Annotated in this window: 11 protein-coding genes; 3 read left to right on the forward strand and 8 right to left on the reverse strand. The window is 66.7% G+C overall.

The genetic code is table 11. The features are described from left to right. Positions 1-59 precede the first annotated feature (59 nt). Positions 60-1,229: a M48 family metalloprotease gene (locus tag FHW58_RS12420; protein WP_179673470.1), complete on the forward strand. Its 1,170-nt coding sequence runs from the start codon at positions 60-62 to the stop codon at positions 1,227-1,229. Here the strand turns inward: FHW58_RS12420 and FHW58_RS12425 are convergent. The 4 genes from FHW58_RS12425 to FHW58_RS12440 all read right to left on the reverse strand — a co-directional run bounded on the left by FHW58_RS12425 (position 1,226) and on the right by FHW58_RS12440 (position 7,348). Beyond that, positions 1,226-4,345, reverse strand: a complete 3,120-nt coding sequence (locus FHW58_RS12425) for an efflux RND transporter permease subunit (RefSeq protein WP_179673471.1) — start codon at positions 4,343-4,345, stop codon at positions 1,226-1,228. The genes FHW58_RS12420 and FHW58_RS12425 overlap by 4 nt on opposite strands. Beyond that, complete coding sequence (locus FHW58_RS12430) at positions 4,342-5,610, reverse strand: efflux RND transporter periplasmic adaptor subunit (RefSeq protein ID WP_229265298.1); 1,269 nt, start codon at positions 5,608-5,610, stop codon at positions 4,342-4,344. Before FHW58_RS12430 ends, FHW58_RS12425 begins: the two co-directional genes overlap by 4 nt. Next, the gene (locus tag FHW58_RS12435) at positions 5,607-6,887 is read right to left on the reverse strand and encodes a TolC family protein (protein ID WP_229265300.1); all 1,281 of its coding nucleotides are present in this window, start codon (positions 6,885-6,887) and stop codon (positions 5,607-5,609) included. Before FHW58_RS12435 ends, FHW58_RS12430 begins: the two co-directional genes overlap by 4 nt. Positions 6,888-6,955: 68 nt before the next feature. Further along, on the reverse strand, positions 6,956-7,348 hold the full coding sequence (locus FHW58_RS12440; RefSeq protein ID WP_179673472.1) for a hypothetical protein: 393 nt from the start codon (positions 7,346-7,348) through the stop codon (positions 6,956-6,958). Positions 7,349-7,465: 117 nt separating this feature from the next. Here FHW58_RS12440 and FHW58_RS12445 point away from each other — a divergent pair, with 117 nt between their 5' ends. Next, complete coding sequence (locus tag FHW58_RS12445; protein WP_179673473.1) at positions 7,466-8,716, forward strand: putative Na+/H+ antiporter; 1,251 nt, start codon at positions 7,466-7,468, stop codon at positions 8,714-8,716. A gap of 69 nt (positions 8,717-8,785) precedes the next feature. On the opposite strand, the gene FHW58_RS27935 is transcribed toward FHW58_RS12445, so the two are convergent. The 4 genes from FHW58_RS27935 to hrpA form a co-directional block, all read right to left on the reverse strand. Further along, complete coding sequence (locus FHW58_RS27935) at positions 8,786-9,283, reverse strand: STY0301 family protein (protein WP_373996672.1); 498 nt, start codon at positions 9,281-9,283, stop codon at positions 8,786-8,788. Continuing rightward, on the reverse strand, positions 9,261-9,647 hold the full coding sequence (locus tag FHW58_RS12450) for a BPSL0067 family protein (RefSeq protein WP_179673474.1): 387 nt from the start codon (positions 9,645-9,647) through the stop codon (positions 9,261-9,263). Before FHW58_RS12450 ends, FHW58_RS27935 begins: the two co-directional genes overlap by 23 nt. 130 nt (positions 9,648-9,777) lie before the next feature. Next, a complete protein-coding gene (locus FHW58_RS12455) occupies positions 9,778-10,905 on the reverse strand; it encodes a PHB depolymerase family esterase (RefSeq protein ID WP_304506273.1) in 1,128 nt (375 codons plus the stop codon). A 45-nt stretch (positions 10,906-10,950) separates the two neighbouring features. Continuing rightward, on the reverse strand, positions 10,951-15,045 hold the full coding sequence (hrpA, locus tag FHW58_RS12460) for an ATP-dependent RNA helicase HrpA (RefSeq protein WP_179673475.1): 4,095 nt from the start codon (positions 15,043-15,045) through the stop codon (positions 10,951-10,953). A 55-nt stretch (positions 15,046-15,100) separates the two neighbouring features. On the opposite strand from hrpA, the gene argA reads away from it, so the two are divergent. Next, on the forward strand, positions 15,101-16,411 hold the full coding sequence (gene argA / locus FHW58_RS12465; RefSeq protein ID WP_179673476.1) for an amino-acid N-acetyltransferase: 1,311 nt from the start codon (positions 15,101-15,103) through the stop codon (positions 16,409-16,411). Positions 16,412-16,417: the final 6 nt, after the last annotated feature.

Genomic DNA, 16,417 nt, shown 5'->3' on the forward strand with positions numbered 1-16,417 from the left:
TCAAACAGCCCCGGGGCGGATAAGCTGTGGCCTGCCCCGACTTTTGATTGCCCACCCTCATGCCACAGTTTCATCCCGCCGACTCCACCGACGCTTACCTGGCCCAGATTCCACCCGATGTGCTGCAGCGTGCGATCGATTACACGCACGGCAGCCATTGGCTGGTGCTGTTCAGCGCCCTCGTCGGCATCCTCATCAATGTCGTCGTGCTGCGCCTGCGGCTGCTGGAGCGCTGGCGCGCGCGCTGCGAACGCCACGGACCACGGCCGTGGCGCACGGCGCTGCTGGTCAGCCTGGTGTTTTACGGCCTGGTGTGGCTGCTGGATCTGCCGTGGGCACTGTATGCGCGGTGGTGGCGCGAGGTGCGATACGGCCTGAGCCCGCAAAGCGCCGGCGCCTGGCTGGCGGAAAGCGCGCTCAGCGCCGTGTTCTCGGCCGTGCTGCTGTCGGTGCTGCTGATGCTGCTGTACGCGCTGATGCGGCGCGCGCCGCGCACCTGGTGGCTGTGGTCGGGCGCCGTCACCTCGGCCATGATCATCTTCATCGTGGTCATTTCGCCGGTGGTGCTGGAGCCGGTGTTCAACCATTACCAGCCGCTGGCCGCCGGTCCGCAGCGCGCCGCCATCGCGGCCATGGCGGCGGAGGCCGGGATTCCGCCGCAGCGCATCCTGGCCTACGACGGCAGCAAGCAGTCCGCCAACTACACCGCCAACGTGGCCGGCATGTTCGGCAGCGCCCGCATCGCGGTGTCGGACGCGCTGCTCAACCAGGCCGGCACGGCCGAGCTGCGCGCCGTGGTCGGCCATGAGATCGGCCACTACGTGCTGCACCACGCGCTGTTGCAGGCGCTGTTGTATTCGGTGCTGCTGACCGGCGCCTTCCTGATCGTCCATCTGGCGTACGCGCCGCTGGCGCGCCGGCTCGGCGTGCCGCAACTGGCGCGGCTGGCCGATCCGGCCGGACTGCCGCTGCTGGCCATCATCGTCACCGCCGTGTTCCTGCTGCTGACGCCGGTGACCAACGGCATGGGCCGCTACGTGGAAAACCAGGCCGACCAGTATTCGCTGGCGCACGCGCGCGAACCGGACGGCATGGCCATCGCCCTGCTGCGCACCGTCGACTACCGCGCGCCGGCACCGGGCGCGCTGGAGGAATGGCTGTTCTACGACCACCCGTCGATCGCGCGCCGCATCCAGCGCGCCGTCGACTGGAAGCGGCAGCCCGGCTAGGGGCGGCGGCGGCGCAGCAGCAGGTAGGCGGCGGGCACCACGAACATCGACAGCAAGGGCGCCGTCAGCATGCCGCCGACCATCGGCGCGGCAATGCGCTGCATGATTTCCGAGCCGGTGCCGGCGCCGATCAGCACCGGCACCAGGCCGGCGATGATCACCGCCACCGTCATCGCCTTGGGCCGCACGCGCAGCACGGCGCCGGCGCGGATCGCGTCGCGCAGGTCGTCCGCCGTGGTCTGCCCGGCCGCCCGCTTTGCCGCCCATTCATGCTTGAGGTACAGCAGCATGATGACGCCAAACTCCGCCGCCACGCCGGCCAGCGCGATGAAGCCCACGCCCGAGGCCACCGACAGGTTGTGCCCCAGCAGCCACTCCATCCACGCGCCGCCGGCCAGCGCGAACGGCAGCGTGGCCATGATCAGCGCCGCCTCGTCGAAGCGCTGGAAGGTCAGGTACAGCAGCACGAAGATGGTGACCAGCGTGGCCGGCACCACCACCTTGAGCCGCGCGGTGGCGCGCTCCAGGTATTCGAACTGGCCCGACCACGACACCGCGTAACCAGCGGGCAGCTGGATGTCGCGCACCGCCGCCTGCATCTCGTGCACGGCCGACTTCAGGTCGCGGCCGCGGATGTCGACGTAGACCCAGCCGGACAAGCGCGCGTTCTCGCTCTTCAGCAGCGGTGGGCCATCCTCGACACGGATGGCGGTGACGTCGCCCAGCCGCAGCTGCGCGCCGCGCTCGGTCAGCAGCGGCAGGTCGCGCAGGCGCGCCAGCGAGTCGCGCACCTCGCGCGGATAGCGCACGTTGATCGGAAAGCGCTGCAGCCCCTCGACCGTCTCGCCGATGTTGTCGCCGCCCACCGCGGCCGAGATCACGCCCTGCACGTCGGCGATGTTCAGGGCGTAGCGGGCGGCGGCGTCGCGGTCGATCTGCACGTCGATGTAGCGGCCGCCGTTGAGGCGCTCGGCCAGCGCCGAGGTCACGCCGGGCACCCTGGCCACCGCGTGTTCGATCTGCGCGGTGATGCGGTCGATGATTTTCAGGTCGGTGCCGCCGACCTTGATGCCGACCGGGCTCTTGACGCCGGTGGACAGCATGTCCAACCGGTTGCGGATCGGCGGCACCCAGATATTCGACAGCCCCGGCACCTTGACCACGCGGTCCAGTTCCTCCACCAGCTTGTCCGGCGTCATGCCCGGCCGCCACTGGTCGCGCGGCTTGAACTGGATGGTGGTCTCGAACATCTCGGTCGGCGCCGGATCGGTCGCGGTCTCGGCGCGGCCGGCCTTGCCGAACACGCTGGCCACCTCCGGCACCGTCTTGATCAGGCGGTCGGTCTGCTGCAGCAGCTGCGCCGCCTTGCCGATGCCAATGCCGGGCAGCGCCGACGGCATGTACAGCAGGTCGCCCTCGTCCAGCGGCGGCAGGAATTCGCCGCCCAGCCGCGACAGCGGCCAGAGCGACGCCAGCGCCACCAGCGCGGCCAGCACCAGCACCGCGCGCGGCGCCCGCAGCACCCGCTCCAGCAACGGCCGGTAGACGCGGATCAGCGCCCGGTTCAGCGGGTTCTTGTGCTCGGGCGGAATGTCGCCGCGGATCAGATAGCCCATCAGCACCGGAATCAGCGTCACCGCCAGCAGCGCCGCCGCGGCCATCGCGTAGGTCTTGGTGAAGGCCAGCGGCGCGAACAGCCGCCCCTCCTGGCCTTCCAGCGTGAACACCGGCACGAACGACAGCACGATGATCAGCAGCGAGAAGAACAGCGCCGGCCCCACCTCCGTGGCGGCGTCGCCGATCACCCGCCAGTGCTCGGCGCCCTCCAGCCGCTGCCCCGGATGCGCGTGGCGCCACGCCTCGATGTGCTTGTGGGCGTTCTCGATCATCACCACCGCCGCGTCCACCATGGCGCCGATGGCGATGGCGATGCCGCCCAGCGACATGATGTTGGCGTTGACGCCCTGGTAGTGCATCACCAGGTAGGCGGCCAGTATCCCCAGCGGCAGCGAAACGATGGCCACCAGCGCCGAGCGCACATGGAACAGGAAGATGGCGCACACCAGCGCCACCACCACGAATTCCTCCAGCAGCTTGTGCTCCAGATTGTCCACCGCGCGCCGGATCAGGTTGGAGCGGTCGTAGGTGGTAACGATCTCCACGCCCGGCGGCAGGCTGGCCTTGAGCTGCGCCAGCCGCGCCTTGACGGCGTCGATGGTCTGCAAGGCGTTCTTCCCCGAGCGCATGACCACCACGCCGCCGGCCACCTCGCCCTCGCCATTGAGGTCGGCCACGCCGCGCCGGATTTCCGGTCCGAGCTGGATGGTGGCCACGTCGCCCAGCCGCACCGGCACACCGGCCGCGCTGGTGGTCAGCGGAATCTTGCGAAAATCGTCCAGCCCCTTCAGATAGCCGGACGCGCGCACGATGTACTCGGCCTCGGCCAGCTCCAGCACCGAGCCGCCGCTTTCCTGGTTGGCGCGCCGCACCGCCTCGATCACCCGCGTGTGCGGTATGCCATAGGCGCGCAGCTTGTCCGGATCGAGCTGGATCTGGTACTGCCGCACCATGCCGCCGATGCTGGCCACCTCGGACACGTTCGGCACCGTCTTCAGCTCGAAGCGCAGGAACCAATCCTGCAGCGCGCGCAGCTGCGACAGATCCAGCTTGCCGCTGCGGTCGGTCAGCACGTACTCATAGACCCAGCCGACGCCGGTGGCGTCCGGCCCCAGCGCCGTGCGCGCCTGCGCCGGCAGCCGCGCCTGCACCTGGTTCAGATATTCCAACACCCGCGAGCGCGCCCAGTAGGGATCGGTGCCGTCCTCGAACAGCACGTAGACGAACGAGTCGCCAAAGAAGGAGTAACCGCGCACCGCCTTGGCGCCCGGCACCGACAGCATGGTGGTGGTGAGCGGATAGGTGACCTGGTTTTCCATGATCTGCGGCGCCTGGCCGGGATAGGTGGTGCGGATGATCACCTGCGTGTCGGACAGGTCCGGCAAGGCATCCAGCGGCGTCCTGGTCAGCGCCCAGATGCCCCACGCGGTCAGCGCCAGCGTCAGCACCAACACCAGGAAGCGGTTCAGCGTCGACCAGCGGATCAGGCGCGCGATCATTGATCCGCTCCCAGCCGGCCGATCGCGCCTTTCAGGCTGGCCTCGGAATCGACCAGGAACTGGCCCGACGCCACCACCCGCTGGCCGGCCTGCAGTCCCTGGCGGATCTCGGTCAGGCCGCCCGCCTCGACGCCGGTCTGCACCTCGGACGGAAGGAAGCTGCCGTCGGCGCCGGCGATGAACACCAGCTTGCGTTCGCCGGTGCGTATCACCGCCTCGCTGGCCACCGCCAGCACCGGCCTGCCCGGCGCGGCGAGAATGCGCGCGTTGGCGAACATGCCGGGCACCAGTTGGCCCTGCGGATTATGCAGCTCGATACGGGCCTGCAAGGTGCGCGTGCCGGCATCCACCGACGGCAGCACGGCGGCGATGGTGCCGCTGAAACGGGCGCCGGGCAGCGCCGCCGCGCTGGCCTCGACGGTCATGCCCGGCCGCACCTGTTGCGCCGCCGTTTCCGGTATCTCGGCGTTCAGCCAGATGCGTTCCAGGCCTTGGATGCGAAACAGCGGCGCACCGGCGGCCACCGCCATGCCCTCGCGCGCGCTCAGCTCGGCCACCACGCCGGACTGCGGCGCGCGCAGCGTGACGCGGGTCTGCGGTTTGCCGCCGGCGCGCAACTGGGCGATCAGTTCGTCCGGCATGCCGGCCAGCCGCAGGCGCTGCAACGCCGCCTCGGCCAGGTCGGCGGATAGTTGGCGCGCGGTCAGGTACTCCTCCTGCGCGGCCACCCACTCGGGCAGCACCACGTCCGCCAGCGGCTGGCCCTTGCGCACGGGATCCAGCGGCGCGCGCACGTACAGCTTGTCGACATAGCCGGGGGCACGCGCCTGCACCACGCTCACCTCGCGCTCGTTCCAGGCCAGGTTGCCGACCACCTCCAGCGCCGGTGACAGCGTGGTTTCCAGCACCGTCGCAAAGCGGATGCCGAGGTTCTGCTGCACGCCGGGGCTGATGCTAACGCCGCCGTCGCCGCCATCACCGGCGTACACCGGCACCAGTTGCATGTCCATGAACGGCGACTTGCCCGGCTTGTCGAAGCGCGGGCCCGGCACCATGGGGTCGTGCCAGTACAGGACTTTTTTGCCGCCGGCTGCAGTGCCGGACGCCTTGGCGCCGGCATCGGCCGCTGTTGCGGCATTGGCGGCATTGGCGGCGGTTGGCGCCGATGCGGCGCCGCGCCGGCCCAGCCAGTAGCCGCCAGCCCCCACCCCGGCCAGCACCAGTGCAACCGCCATCGCGGCGGCCAACTTCTTCTTGTTCATCATCGGCCCTCCGGCGGCAGGATGTAGTTCAGTTGCGCCCACAGGCGGGCGGTGTCGGCTTCCAGCTGCAGCGCGGCCAGACGGGCGTCCGTCTCGTTGCGGCGCGCCGCCAGCACGTCGGCCAGCGTGGCCCTGGCGCCACGATAGGCGGCCAGCACCGCCTCGGCGTTCTGCGCCGCGCGCGGCAGCAATTCGTCGTGATAGCGGCGCAGGCGGTCCTGCCCGGAACGCCAGTCTTCGATCAGCGTCCGCGTTTCGGCCACGTGGGCGCGGTGCGCCTCCTCGCGCTCGGCCTGCGCCTGGTCAGCCTGCGCCAGGCGCGCCGCCAGTGTGCGGTCCTGGCGCCGCGCGCGGTCCCACTGCAAGGGCACGGACACGCCAAACGACACCATGTTGGAATACGCCGAACCGCGCTGCTGCCAGGCCACGTCGACCGTCCAGTCGGACTTGCGCTCGGCCTGCGCCAGCCGCACCTCGGCGGCGGCGGCGTCCTCGCGCCGGCGCAGCGCAACGATTTCGGGCGCCTGATTGAGTTCCTCGTCGAGCGCGGCGGCGTCCAGCGGTATGCGCTCCATGGCCGGTGGCGGCGCCAGCGCGGCCGTCGCCGCCGTGGCGCCGGTCCAGCGGCCCAGCATCAGCGTGGCCGCGCGCACGCGCTGCCGAGCCGCCGCCAGGCGATCGTCCGCCTGCAACAGCGCCACCTCGGCCGCCAGCACCTCGGCCTGGCTGCCACGCCCGCCACGGTAGGCGGCTTGCGCGGCCAGCGACTGCTGGCTGGTCTGTTCGCGCTGCCGCGCCAGCAGCGTCTCGGCCAGCTCGGCAAAGTGGCGCTCCAGCCAGGCCAGCGCCGTGTCACGGCTGATGTCGGCGCGCTGGCGCGCCTGCTGGGCCTCGGCCTGCAGGGCTTCCTGCGTGTAGCGCTCGGCGCGCAGCTTGCGCTTGTCGGCGCCGACCAGCTCCTGCGACAGGCCGATGCGGCGCATGGTCATGAAATCGGCGCCGATGCTGCCGCGATCGGGGCCGGTGGCGGGCAGATTGTCGATGCCGGCTTTCAGCACCGGGTCGGGCAACTGGGCGGCGGCGACGGCCAGTTCGCGTCCGGCGCGCGCGGCGGCGCCTTGCGCGGCCAGTTGTTGCGAGCGCTGCACGGCCAGTTGCACGGCGCTGGCTAAGGACAGTTCATCGCCGGCGCGCGCGGCGGAAAAGGACGACAGCAGTAACGCCGCCAGCAGCAGCATTGGTGCGCGCCGCAACGGGCGCGCGTAAGAAAGAAAAGACATGATGACTCCACAAGGCGTAGAAACACGCCGCGCCTGCTGCGCGGCGGCGGATCAAAACGCGTGGATGGTCAAATGCGGAAGCAGCAATGCCGGATGGCGATTGGCGGCGAGGTTGGATACGCCAGGGCGGCGGCCGGCGGCGCGGCGGCAGCATGGAAGGACGGCGGCGCGGCGGGCAGCACCACGCGCACCAGGCCGGCCGACAGGAATGGCGCCACTTGCGGCAGGTCCGGCTTGTCCAGCGACTGCTGGAACTTGTGGCCGTGGGCGTGGCACAACCCGGGCTGTTGCTTGTCGACGCCGGTGCAATCGGCCATCTGCGCCATCTGCGCCGATTGTGCCGCCCCGCCGGGCATGAGGGTGGACGGGCACACGTACGACGCCAACGCGCATTGCGTGTACAGCATGCTGAACACGGCAAACACGATGACGAAGAAGCGGCATGGACGGGTGGCTCTCATGACCGCAGTATAACCCGGGCACGCCGGCGCGGGATCATCTGTTGGGGTTATCGCTTGCGGCGCGGCGGCGCGCCTTTGCTGTACCATGCCACCAGGGAGATCATCAAAGGACACACTTTGCAAACGATACAATTAGTCGGCGCCGTGCTATTCGGCCTGGCGCTGCTGCACACCTTCGCCGCCAAGTTCTTCGAAAAGCTGGCGCACCGCCACCCGCGCCATGCCGGCCTGTTCCACCTGCTGGGCGAGGTCGAAGTGGTGTTCGGCTTCTGGGCCTTTATCCTGATGATCGCGCTGGCCTTGCTGAACGGCGGCCAGGCGGCCATCGCCTACGCCGAGTCGCGCCAGTACACCGAACCGCTGTTTGTGTTCGTGGTGATGGTGGTGGCGGCCTCGCGTCCGGTGCTGGACATCGTCCAGCGCGTGCTGCTGAAATGGGCGCGCAGGCTGCCGGTGCGCGCCGAACTGGCGCTGGTGTGGTTTGGCCTGGCGCTAGTGCCGCTGACCGGCTCGCTCATCACCGAACCAGCCGCGATGACGCTGGCAGCGCTGATGCTGGCGCCCCTCATCTTCCGCGACGGCGTGCCGGAATGGCTGAAGTACGCGGCGTTGGGGGTGCTGTTCGTGAACATTTCCATCGGCGGCCTGCTGACCTCCTACGCGGCGCCGCCGGTGCTGATGGTGGCGGGCACCTGGAATTGGGACACGGCTCACATGGCCGCGCATTTTGGCTGGAAGGCGCTGATCGCGGTGCTGATCAACGCCACCGTCGTCAGCGTCATGCTGCGCCAGCACCTGCGGCCGGCGGCAAGCGCCACGGGCAGCGAGGCACCGGTGGTGCCGCTGGCGGTGACGCTGGTCCATCTCGGCTTTCTGGCGGCGGTGGTGGTGCTGGGCCATCATCCGGTGCTGTTCCTCGGCGTGTTCATGCTGTTCCTCGGCTTTACCAGCGCCTACCAGCGCTATCAGACGCCATTGATTATCAAGGAGGGGCTGCTGGTCGGCTTCTTCCTGGCCGGGCTGGTGGTGCTGGGCGGCATGCAGCAATGGTGGTTGCAGCCGATCGTCGAGAGCCTGTCGCCGCTGGCGCTGTTCTTTGGCGCGATGAGCCTGACGGCAATCACCGATAACGCCGCCCTCACCTATCTCGGCTCGCTGATCGACAGCATCTCGCCGCAGTCGCAGTACATGCTGATGGCCGGCGCCGTCACCGGCGGCGGCCTGACGGTGATCGCCAACGCGCCCAACCCGGCCGGCGTGGCGCTGCTGCGCCGCGGCTTTCAGGACGAGTCGATCGGCACGCTCGGCCTGCTGGCCGGCGCGCTGGCGCCCACCGCCGTGGCGGCGCTGGCCTTCCTGCTGCTTTAGACGCCAACATCAACCAGGCCCCTTCATTGCACGATGAGAGGGCTGCGCACCGTTTCCTGAAGATTGCCATCAGTTTGTACAGCTGATCATAATCTCATGTTGGCCTACATATTTACCCTTGCGATATGTAAATGTACAGGCTCGGACATCGTCATCTAATCTCCTGGACAACTTGACTTGATCTGACTCCCCATAAGTGCAAACTAACCATTTCCCATCAGGGAATTTCCCATCCAGTCCATAGGTATAAACCCACCCATTTTTTTCACGTCTTTGCTTGTAATCAGAAAGCTCCCCAAGTTGTTCTGGCGGGCCACTCATCGGCGCCGCCCCATGCAGATAGAGCGGTGAGCCGATAAAGCTTACCCATCCCTCAGGCAGATCTACGAGCTGTAGGGATCTCTCTTGAATTGAATCCGGACACGAAAGTGAAGGCGTTATGGCTCGGCCAATCGCCGATTGCTCGACCATCGCAATTATCCCGACGATCAGGCATCTCACCATCCCACCGCTTTTACCACATAGTCGTGATGTCATAGCTGCCTCATTCAATGACGAAAAACGCATCAGCGTTGTCGCTGACGTGGATGTAATTTCCCTTTTTATCTTTACCTTGTGACTTGATCAGACGGACCGAGATCTTGGTTTTATTTGAGGCCTTCCACTGGTCTACAATATATATCCCCCCGACGCCCTGACGGAGATAAAGTGCTGCGTGATTTCCATGGCGATTACTGGCGTAGCGTCCATTAATGAAAGTCGCGATGGCAGTACCTGGCTTGAGCATTGTGTTGCCCAATACCTGCTCTCCTTGTCGCCAATGCGATGTTGTCGGAGCTCCTGCATATTTTTGAACCAGCGCAACACACTGGTGACTACCGACCACAGGTTGGTCCTTAAGTTCTGCTGCCTTCGGATACACGTATGACATTTCCAAGTCTCCTTCATGATTAGTGGACGATGTCTTAACGTACGCGGTATCGCCCCGCGCTCTTTGAACGCGAGCAAAACCAGGCATAACTGCGAGACTGGAACTGAGCTACATCAAATGCGAGGGAGCATCAGGCGCGCTGATGGCGGGCGAAGAAGTCCAGCAGCATTTTGCTGGCGTCCGGGCCGGCCTTGGCGTTGAAGGGGAAGGCGGGATCGCCGCCGCTCCAGGCGTGGTCGAGTTGTTCGATGTGGGCGACGCGCAGCATCAGCTTGCGGCCAGCGTAGAAGTCGTGCAACTGGTGGGCGTTGTGGCGGCCCTTGGGTTTGTGCGTGGCCTTCGCGTCGCCGGACAGGCGGTTGAGCAGCATGCTTTGGCGCGCCAGTTGCAACTGGTTGATCGGACGGACCACGTGGTCGCCGGCGCCTTGCAGCACGATGGCCGGCATGCCGGGAAATTGCGGTTGCCGTTGCAGCAGTTCGTGCACGGCGACGTCGGCGCGCCAGCCGGGGGCGCCGTGTTTCATCACGCCGAGCGCGCCCAACGTGTTGTGGCCGGCGCCGAACACCGGGCCTGAGTGCAGGCCGACGGCGGCGAATAGTCTCGGATGATTCAGCGCCAGGATGTTGGCCATGCCGGCGCCGGCCGAGATGCCAGCGACGTAGATGCGCGAACGGTCGATCGGGTAGTGCGTCAGCACCTTGTGGATCATGGCGAGGATGGAGGGCACGTCGCCGCCGCCTTCCTGCGTGGCGCGGTCGTACCATTTCCAGCAGCGTTGCGGCTGGATGGTGGTCAGTTGCTGTGGATAGAGGACAGCGTAGCCCTTCTTCTCCGCCCACAGATTCATGCGCGTGCCTTGCGCGAACTGGGTTGCTGTCTGATGGCAGCCGTGTAGCATGACGACCAGCGGCATGCCTTTGCTTTGTGCGCGCTCGGGGAGATGGTTGGGCAGGTACAGCCAGTAGTTCATGCGCTGGCCGCCGGTGGTCGGCACGTGGGCGGTGAGCCATTTGCCCGGCCCGATGGCAGCGGCTGGCGGCACGGAGGACGCGGCGGCCCGCGCGGCGCGCGGCTTGGCGCGCGGCGTCGCGGCCGTCTTGGCGGTCGGTTTGGCGATCAGGGTGGCGGCAGGCTTGGCGGTCGGCTTGGCGCGTTGGCGCGTGGGCTTGGGCGGCGTCGCGACGGCGGCGAATAGCTTGGCCGTGCGCGTGCCGGCGCGGATCAGACTACGCAGCAGCTTTCCGGTCCTGGCCATCGCAACGTCCTCCTGTCACGACAGTCTACCTGAAAGCCGCCGCGCCTAGCGCTGCATCGACTCCCACACTTTCTGCAGACGCTTGGCCGATACCGGCATCGGCGTGCGCAGCTCCTGCGCGAACAGCGACACGCGCAGCTCTTCCAGCATCCAGCGGAATTCCACCATTTTCGGATCGGTGTTCTTGCCTGCCGATTTGTCGCGGCTTGCACGCAGATAGGCCGCTGCGGCCTGCTGCCACTCCGCCATCAGCTTGGTGTCGCGCGCCGGATCGCCGCGCAGCTTTTCAATCCGCACGTTCATCGCCTTCAGGTAGCGCGGGAAGTGCGCCAGCTGGTTGTACTCGTTCTCCTGCAGGAAGCGCTTGTGTACCAGTCCTTGCAGTTGCTGCTGCATGTCCTGCGCGGCCTGCTGTGGCAAGCCTTGCAGGCGCTTGGGCAGGCCGTGGAATTCGGTCAGCACCTGCGACAGCAGACGCGCGATCTCGTTCACCAGCAGCACCAGGCGCGATTTACCTTCGTCCTTGCGCTTGGCGAACGTGGCGGCGTCGATCGGCAGCGGGTCCTGCAGGCAGGCGATGTCCAGCGCCTTGTTGATGATCTGCTCGCGCAGTTCTTCCTGCGTGCCCATGCTCATGAACTGCATGCCCATCTGCTGCAAGTTCGGGATGCTCTTTTCGATGAACTTGATCTGGTCCTTCATCTGCAACGCGAACAGGCGGCGCAGGCCGATGCGGTGCGTGCGCGCCGCCACCGTTGGGTCGTCGAAGACTTCCAGGTCGCAGTGCGTGCCTTTGTCCACCAGCGCGGGGAAGCCGATCAGCGTCAGTTTGCCCTGGGCGATTTCCAGCAGCTCCGGCAATTCACCGAAGGTCCAGGAAGTCAGGTTGGTCAGGGTGATGTTGCTGGCTGCGGGAGCCGCCACCTCAGCATGGGCACCGGCCTTCGCCGGTGCGACAGTTTTCGCTGGCACGACGGCGCGGGCGGCCACCGTGGACTGCGGGCCGGAGGCCTCCGCCATCTTCTGGAAGCTCTCGCGCGCCTGCGTGCCGTATTCCGCCTGCAGCGTGGCCAGGTTGCGGCCCATGTCCAGCTGCCGGCCGTGCTCGTCGATCACCTTGAAGTTCATGAAGTGGTGCGCCGGCAGCGTCTCCGGCTTGAAGTCGGTGGTCAGCGGCGTCACCGTGATCTGCTGGCGGATGTCGGCGATGATGGCGTCGATCAGCTCACCGCGGCCAAAGGCGTGCTTCTCCTCCACCCGCTCACAGAACTTGGCCGCATACTCCGGCAGCGGCACGCAATGGCGACGCAACTTCTGCGGCAGGGATTTCAGCAGCAGATGCACCTTCTCCTTCAGCATGCCCGGCACCAGCCACTCGCAGCGCTCGCGCGACAGCTGGTTGAGCGCATACAGCGGCACCGCCAGCGTCACACCATCGCGCACGCTGCCCGGCTCGAAGTGATAGGTCAGCGCCAGCTCCAGGCCGGACACGTTCATCTTCTTCGGGAACAGGTCGGTGGTCACGCCGGCCGCCTCGTGGCGCATCAGCTCATCGCGGTTCAGGAACAGCAGCTTCGGCTCCTGCGCGGTGACGTCCTTGTGCCACTTCTCGAAGCCGGCGCCATTGACCACGTCCGCCGGAATCAGCTTGTCGTAGAAGGCTGCGATCAGCTCATCGTCCACCAACACGTCCTGGCGGCGCGACTTGTGTTCCAGGTTCTCGATCTCCTTAATCAGCTTGTGGTTGTGCGCGAAGAACGGCGCGCGGGTGTCGTAATCGCCGCCCACCAGGGCCTCGCGGATGAAAATCTCCCGCGCCTCTGCCGGATTGAACATGCCGTAGTTGATGCGGCGCTGGCTGTACACCACCAGGCCGTACAAGGTGGCGCGCTCGGACGCCGTCACCTGCGCCGAACGTTTTTCCCAGCGCGGCTCGCCCCACGACTTTTTCAGCAGGTGGCCGCCGACCTTCTCCAGCCACTCCGGCTGGATCTGCGCGATGCAGCGCGCGTAGAGGCGCGTGGTGTCCACCAGTTCCGCCGCCATGATCCACTTGCCCGGCTTCTTGCTCAGCGAGGACCCCGGCCAGATATGGAACTTGATGCCGCGCGCGCCAAGGAAGCCCGGATCGTCCTCCATCTTGAAACCGACGTTGCCCAGCAGGCCAGTGAGCAGCGCCAGATGCAGGTTCTCGTAGGTGGCCGGCGCTTCGTTCAGGCGCCAGCCCTGCTCTTTCACGATGGTGAGCAGTTGCGAGTGCACGTCGCGCCACTCGCGCAGGCGCAGTTGCGACAGGAAGTTGCTGCGGCAGTTATCCTGCAGCTGGCGGTTGGTCTTCTTGTGCTCAATCGCGTTCTCGAACCACCTCCAGATCTTCAGATAACTGAGGAATTCGGACTTCTCGTCGGCGAACTTCTTGTGCGCCTCGTCGGCCGCCTGCTGGTGCTCCAGCGGACGATCGCGCGGGTCCTGTACCGACAGTGCGGACGCAATGATCAGCACCTCGTTCAGGCACACGTTGTCCAGCGCGGCCAGGATCATGCGGCCGACGCGCGGGTCCAGCGGCAGCTTGGCCAGCTTCTTGCCCAAGGGTGTGATCTGGTTGTACTCGTCGACCGCGCCCAGTTCCTGCAGCAGCTGGTAGCCGTCCGCGATCGCGCGCGCCAGCGGCGGCTCGATGAACGGGAAGCTCTCCACATCGGCCAGATGCAGGGTCTTCATGCGCAGGATGACCGAGGCTAGCGACGAGCGCAGGATTTCCGGCTCGGTGAACCTGGGGCGCTGCAGGAAGTCCTGCTCGTCGTACAGGCGGATGCAGACGCCGTCGGCCACACGGCCGCAACGGCCGGCGCGCTGGTTGGCCGCCGACTGCGCGATCGGCTCGATCTGCAGCTGCTCCACCTTGTTGCGGTAGCTGTAGCGCTTGACGCGCGCCAGGCCGGCGTCCACCACGTAGCGGATGCCCGGCACGGTCAGCGAGGTCTCGGCCACGTTGGTGGACAGGACGATGCGGCGCGCGTTGGTCGGTTTGAACACGCGCTCCTGCTCCTCGGCCGACAGGCGGGCGAACAGCGGCAGGATTTCCACGTGCGGCGGATGGTGCTTGCGCAGTGCCTCTGCGGCGTCGCGGATTTCGCGCTCACCCGGCAGGAATACCAGGATGTCGCCGGAGCCGATGCGCGCCACCTCGTCCACACCGTCGATCACCGCGTCCATCAGGTCGCGCTTTTCGCGGGCGGCGGCGCTGCGGGCGCCCTTGCCCTCGGCGTTGGCCACGGCCGGATTCACCACGTCGCTCTCGATCGGGCGGTAGCGCACCTCCACCTTGTACAGGCGGCCGGACACCTCGATCACCGGCGCCGGCTTCTCCGGCGTACCAAAGTGGCGCGCGAAGCGGTCGGCGTCGATGGTGGCCGAGGTGATGATGATCTTCAGGTCGGGGCGGCGCGGCAGCAGCTGCTTCAGGTAGCCGAGCAGGAAGTCGATGTTCAGGCTGCGCTCGTGCGCCTCGTCGATGATGATGGTGTCATAGGCCTTGAGCAGCGGATCGCTTTGCGTTTCGGTCAGCAGGATACCGTCGGTCATCAGCTTGACCGACGCGCCTTTTTGCAGCGTGTCGGCGAAGCGCACCTTGAAGCCCACGTGTTCACCGAGCGGCGAGCCGAGTTCCGCGGCGATGCGCTTGGCGGTGGACGACGCGGCGATCCGGCGCGGCTGCGTGTGGCCGATCAGGCCTGTCTGGCCGCGGCCCAGCTCCAGGCAGATTTTCGGCAGCTGCGTGGTCTTCCCGGAACCGGTTTCACCGGAGACGATGATAACTTGATTATTTTGCAGCGCCTCGGCGATTTCGTGGCGGCGGCCGGACACCGGCAGGTCTTCCGGGAAGGTGATCGGCGGCAGCGGATTGCGGAAATTGCGCTCGGCCTCGCGCGCGGCCTGTTGCTCGGGCGTCAAACGCGGCTTCGGCTCGCGCCCACGCCCGCCGTCATTCCGGCGAGCGCCGGCATCCATAGAACGCATCCCCTCCGGCGTTGTATGGATGCCGGCCTGCGCCGGCATGACGGGGCGCGCTGCGGCGCCGGAGCGGACGGTTTGCGGCCGTGAAATCGGATTTTTTGGCTTGTTGCTGGCTTCTGACATTGTTTTTTACAAGGTATTTGGCGCGGACGTCGCGCCCCGAATTATAATGCGGCTAATGGAAAACCCTACCCAATTCGTCCAATGGCTGCGCTCCGTCGCGCCCTACATCCACGCCTTCCGTGGCAAGACCTTCGTGGTTGCCTTCCCCGGTGAACTGGTGGCCGCCGGCGCCCTGCCGGTGCTGGCCCACGACCTCTCGCTGCTGCATGCGCTCGACATCAACGTCACCGTCGTCTACGGCTCGCGGCCGCAGGTGGCCGAACAACTGGCCCTGCGTAACGTCGAAGGCCGCTTCCACAACGGCGTGCGGATCACCGACACCGCCGCCATGGAGTGCGCCAAGGAAGCCGCCGGCGAACTGCGCCTCGACATCGAGGCCGCGTTCAGCCAGGGCTTGCCGAACACGCCGATGTCCAACGCCGCCATCCGTATCATTTCCGGCAACTTCATCACCGCCAAGCCGCTCGGCGTGATCAACGGCGTGGACCTGGAACTGACCGGCGTCACCCGCAAGGTGGACGCCGAAACCATCCACTCCATCCTCGGCTCGGACGGCCTGGTGCTGCTGTCGCCGCTGGGCTTCTCGCCCACCGGCGAGGCGTTCAACCTGACCATGGAGGACGTGGCCTGCAGCGCCGCCATCGCCCTGCACGCGGACAAACTGATCTTCATCACCGAAACGCCGCTGATGACCGACGCCGCCGGCGCCGAAATCCGCGAACTGTCGTCGCACCAGGCCGAAGCCGTGCTGCAGGCCGGCTTCCTGCCGGACGCCACCGCCTTCTACCTCAAGCATTGCATCAAGGCCTGCGACAACGGCGTCGAACGCTCGCACATCGTCTCGTTCGACATGGACGGCTCGGCGCTGCTGGAACTGTTCACCCACGACGGCGTGGGCACCATGATCTCGCACGAGAACCTGGAATCGCTGCGTCCCGCCACAATTGAGGACGTGGGCGGGATTATCAAGCTGATCGAACCGCTCGAAGCCGACGGCACGCTGGTCAAGCGCGGCCGCGAGCTGATCGAGCGCGAAATCGAGATGTTCTCGGTCATCGAGCACGATGGTGTGATCTTCGGCTGCGCCGCGCTGTACCCGTTCCCGGAACAGAAAATGGCTGAAATGGCATGCCTGACCGTCAACCCGGAAGTGCAGGGCCAGGGCGACGGCGACCGCATCCTCAAGCACATGGAAAACCGCGCGCGCGCCATGGGCGTGCACAAGCTGTTCGTGCTGACCACCCGCACGGCGCACTGGTTCATCAAGCGCGGCTTCCACCCGGCCACGGTGGACGCCCTGCCCAAGGACCGCCAGCGCATGTATAACTGGCAGCGCAAATCCCAGGTTTTGATTAAAACCTTATAATCACGT

Origin of the sequence: Duganella sp. 1224, assembly GCF_013408245.1 — a bacterium.
Taxonomy (GTDB): Bacteria; Pseudomonadota; Gammaproteobacteria; order Burkholderiales; family Burkholderiaceae_D; genus Rugamonas.

Excerpts from the sequence above, each read along its gene's own strand:
- FHW58_RS12420 (WP_179673470.1), top strand. The coding sequence starts at position 60 with ATGCCACAGTTTCATCCCGCCGACTCCACCGACGCTTACCTGGCCCAG.
- FHW58_RS12425 (WP_179673471.1), bottom strand. The coding sequence starts at position 4,345 with ATGATCGCGCGCCTGATCCGCTGGTCGACGCTGAACCGCTTCCTGGTG.
- FHW58_RS12430 (WP_229265298.1), bottom strand. The coding sequence starts at position 5,610 with ATGATGAACAAGAAGAAGTTGGCCGCCGCGATGGCGGTTGCACTGGTG.
- FHW58_RS12435 (WP_229265300.1), bottom strand. The coding sequence starts at position 6,887 with ATGTCTTTTCTTTCTTACGCGCGCCCGTTGCGGCGCGCACCAATGCTG.
- FHW58_RS12440 (WP_179673472.1), bottom strand. The coding sequence starts at position 7,348 with ATGAGAGCCACCCGTCCATGCCGCTTCTTCGTCATCGTGTTTGCCGTG.
- FHW58_RS27935 (WP_373996672.1), bottom strand. The coding sequence starts at position 9,283 with ATGCGTTTTTCGTCATTGAATGAGGCAGCTATGACATCACGACTATGT.
- FHW58_RS12450 (WP_179673474.1), bottom strand. The coding sequence starts at position 9,647 with ATGTCATACGTGTATCCGAAGGCAGCAGAACTTAAGGACCAACCTGTG.
- FHW58_RS12455 (WP_304506273.1), bottom strand. The coding sequence starts at position 10,905 with ATGGCCAGGACCGGAAAGCTGCTGCGTAGTCTGATCCGCGCCGGCACG.
- hrpA (WP_179673475.1), bottom strand. The coding sequence starts at position 15,045 with ATGTCAGAAGCCAGCAACAAGCCAAAAAATCCGATTTCACGGCCGCAA.
- argA (WP_179673476.1), top strand. The coding sequence starts at position 15,101 with ATGGAAAACCCTACCCAATTCGTCCAATGGCTGCGCTCCGTCGCGCCC.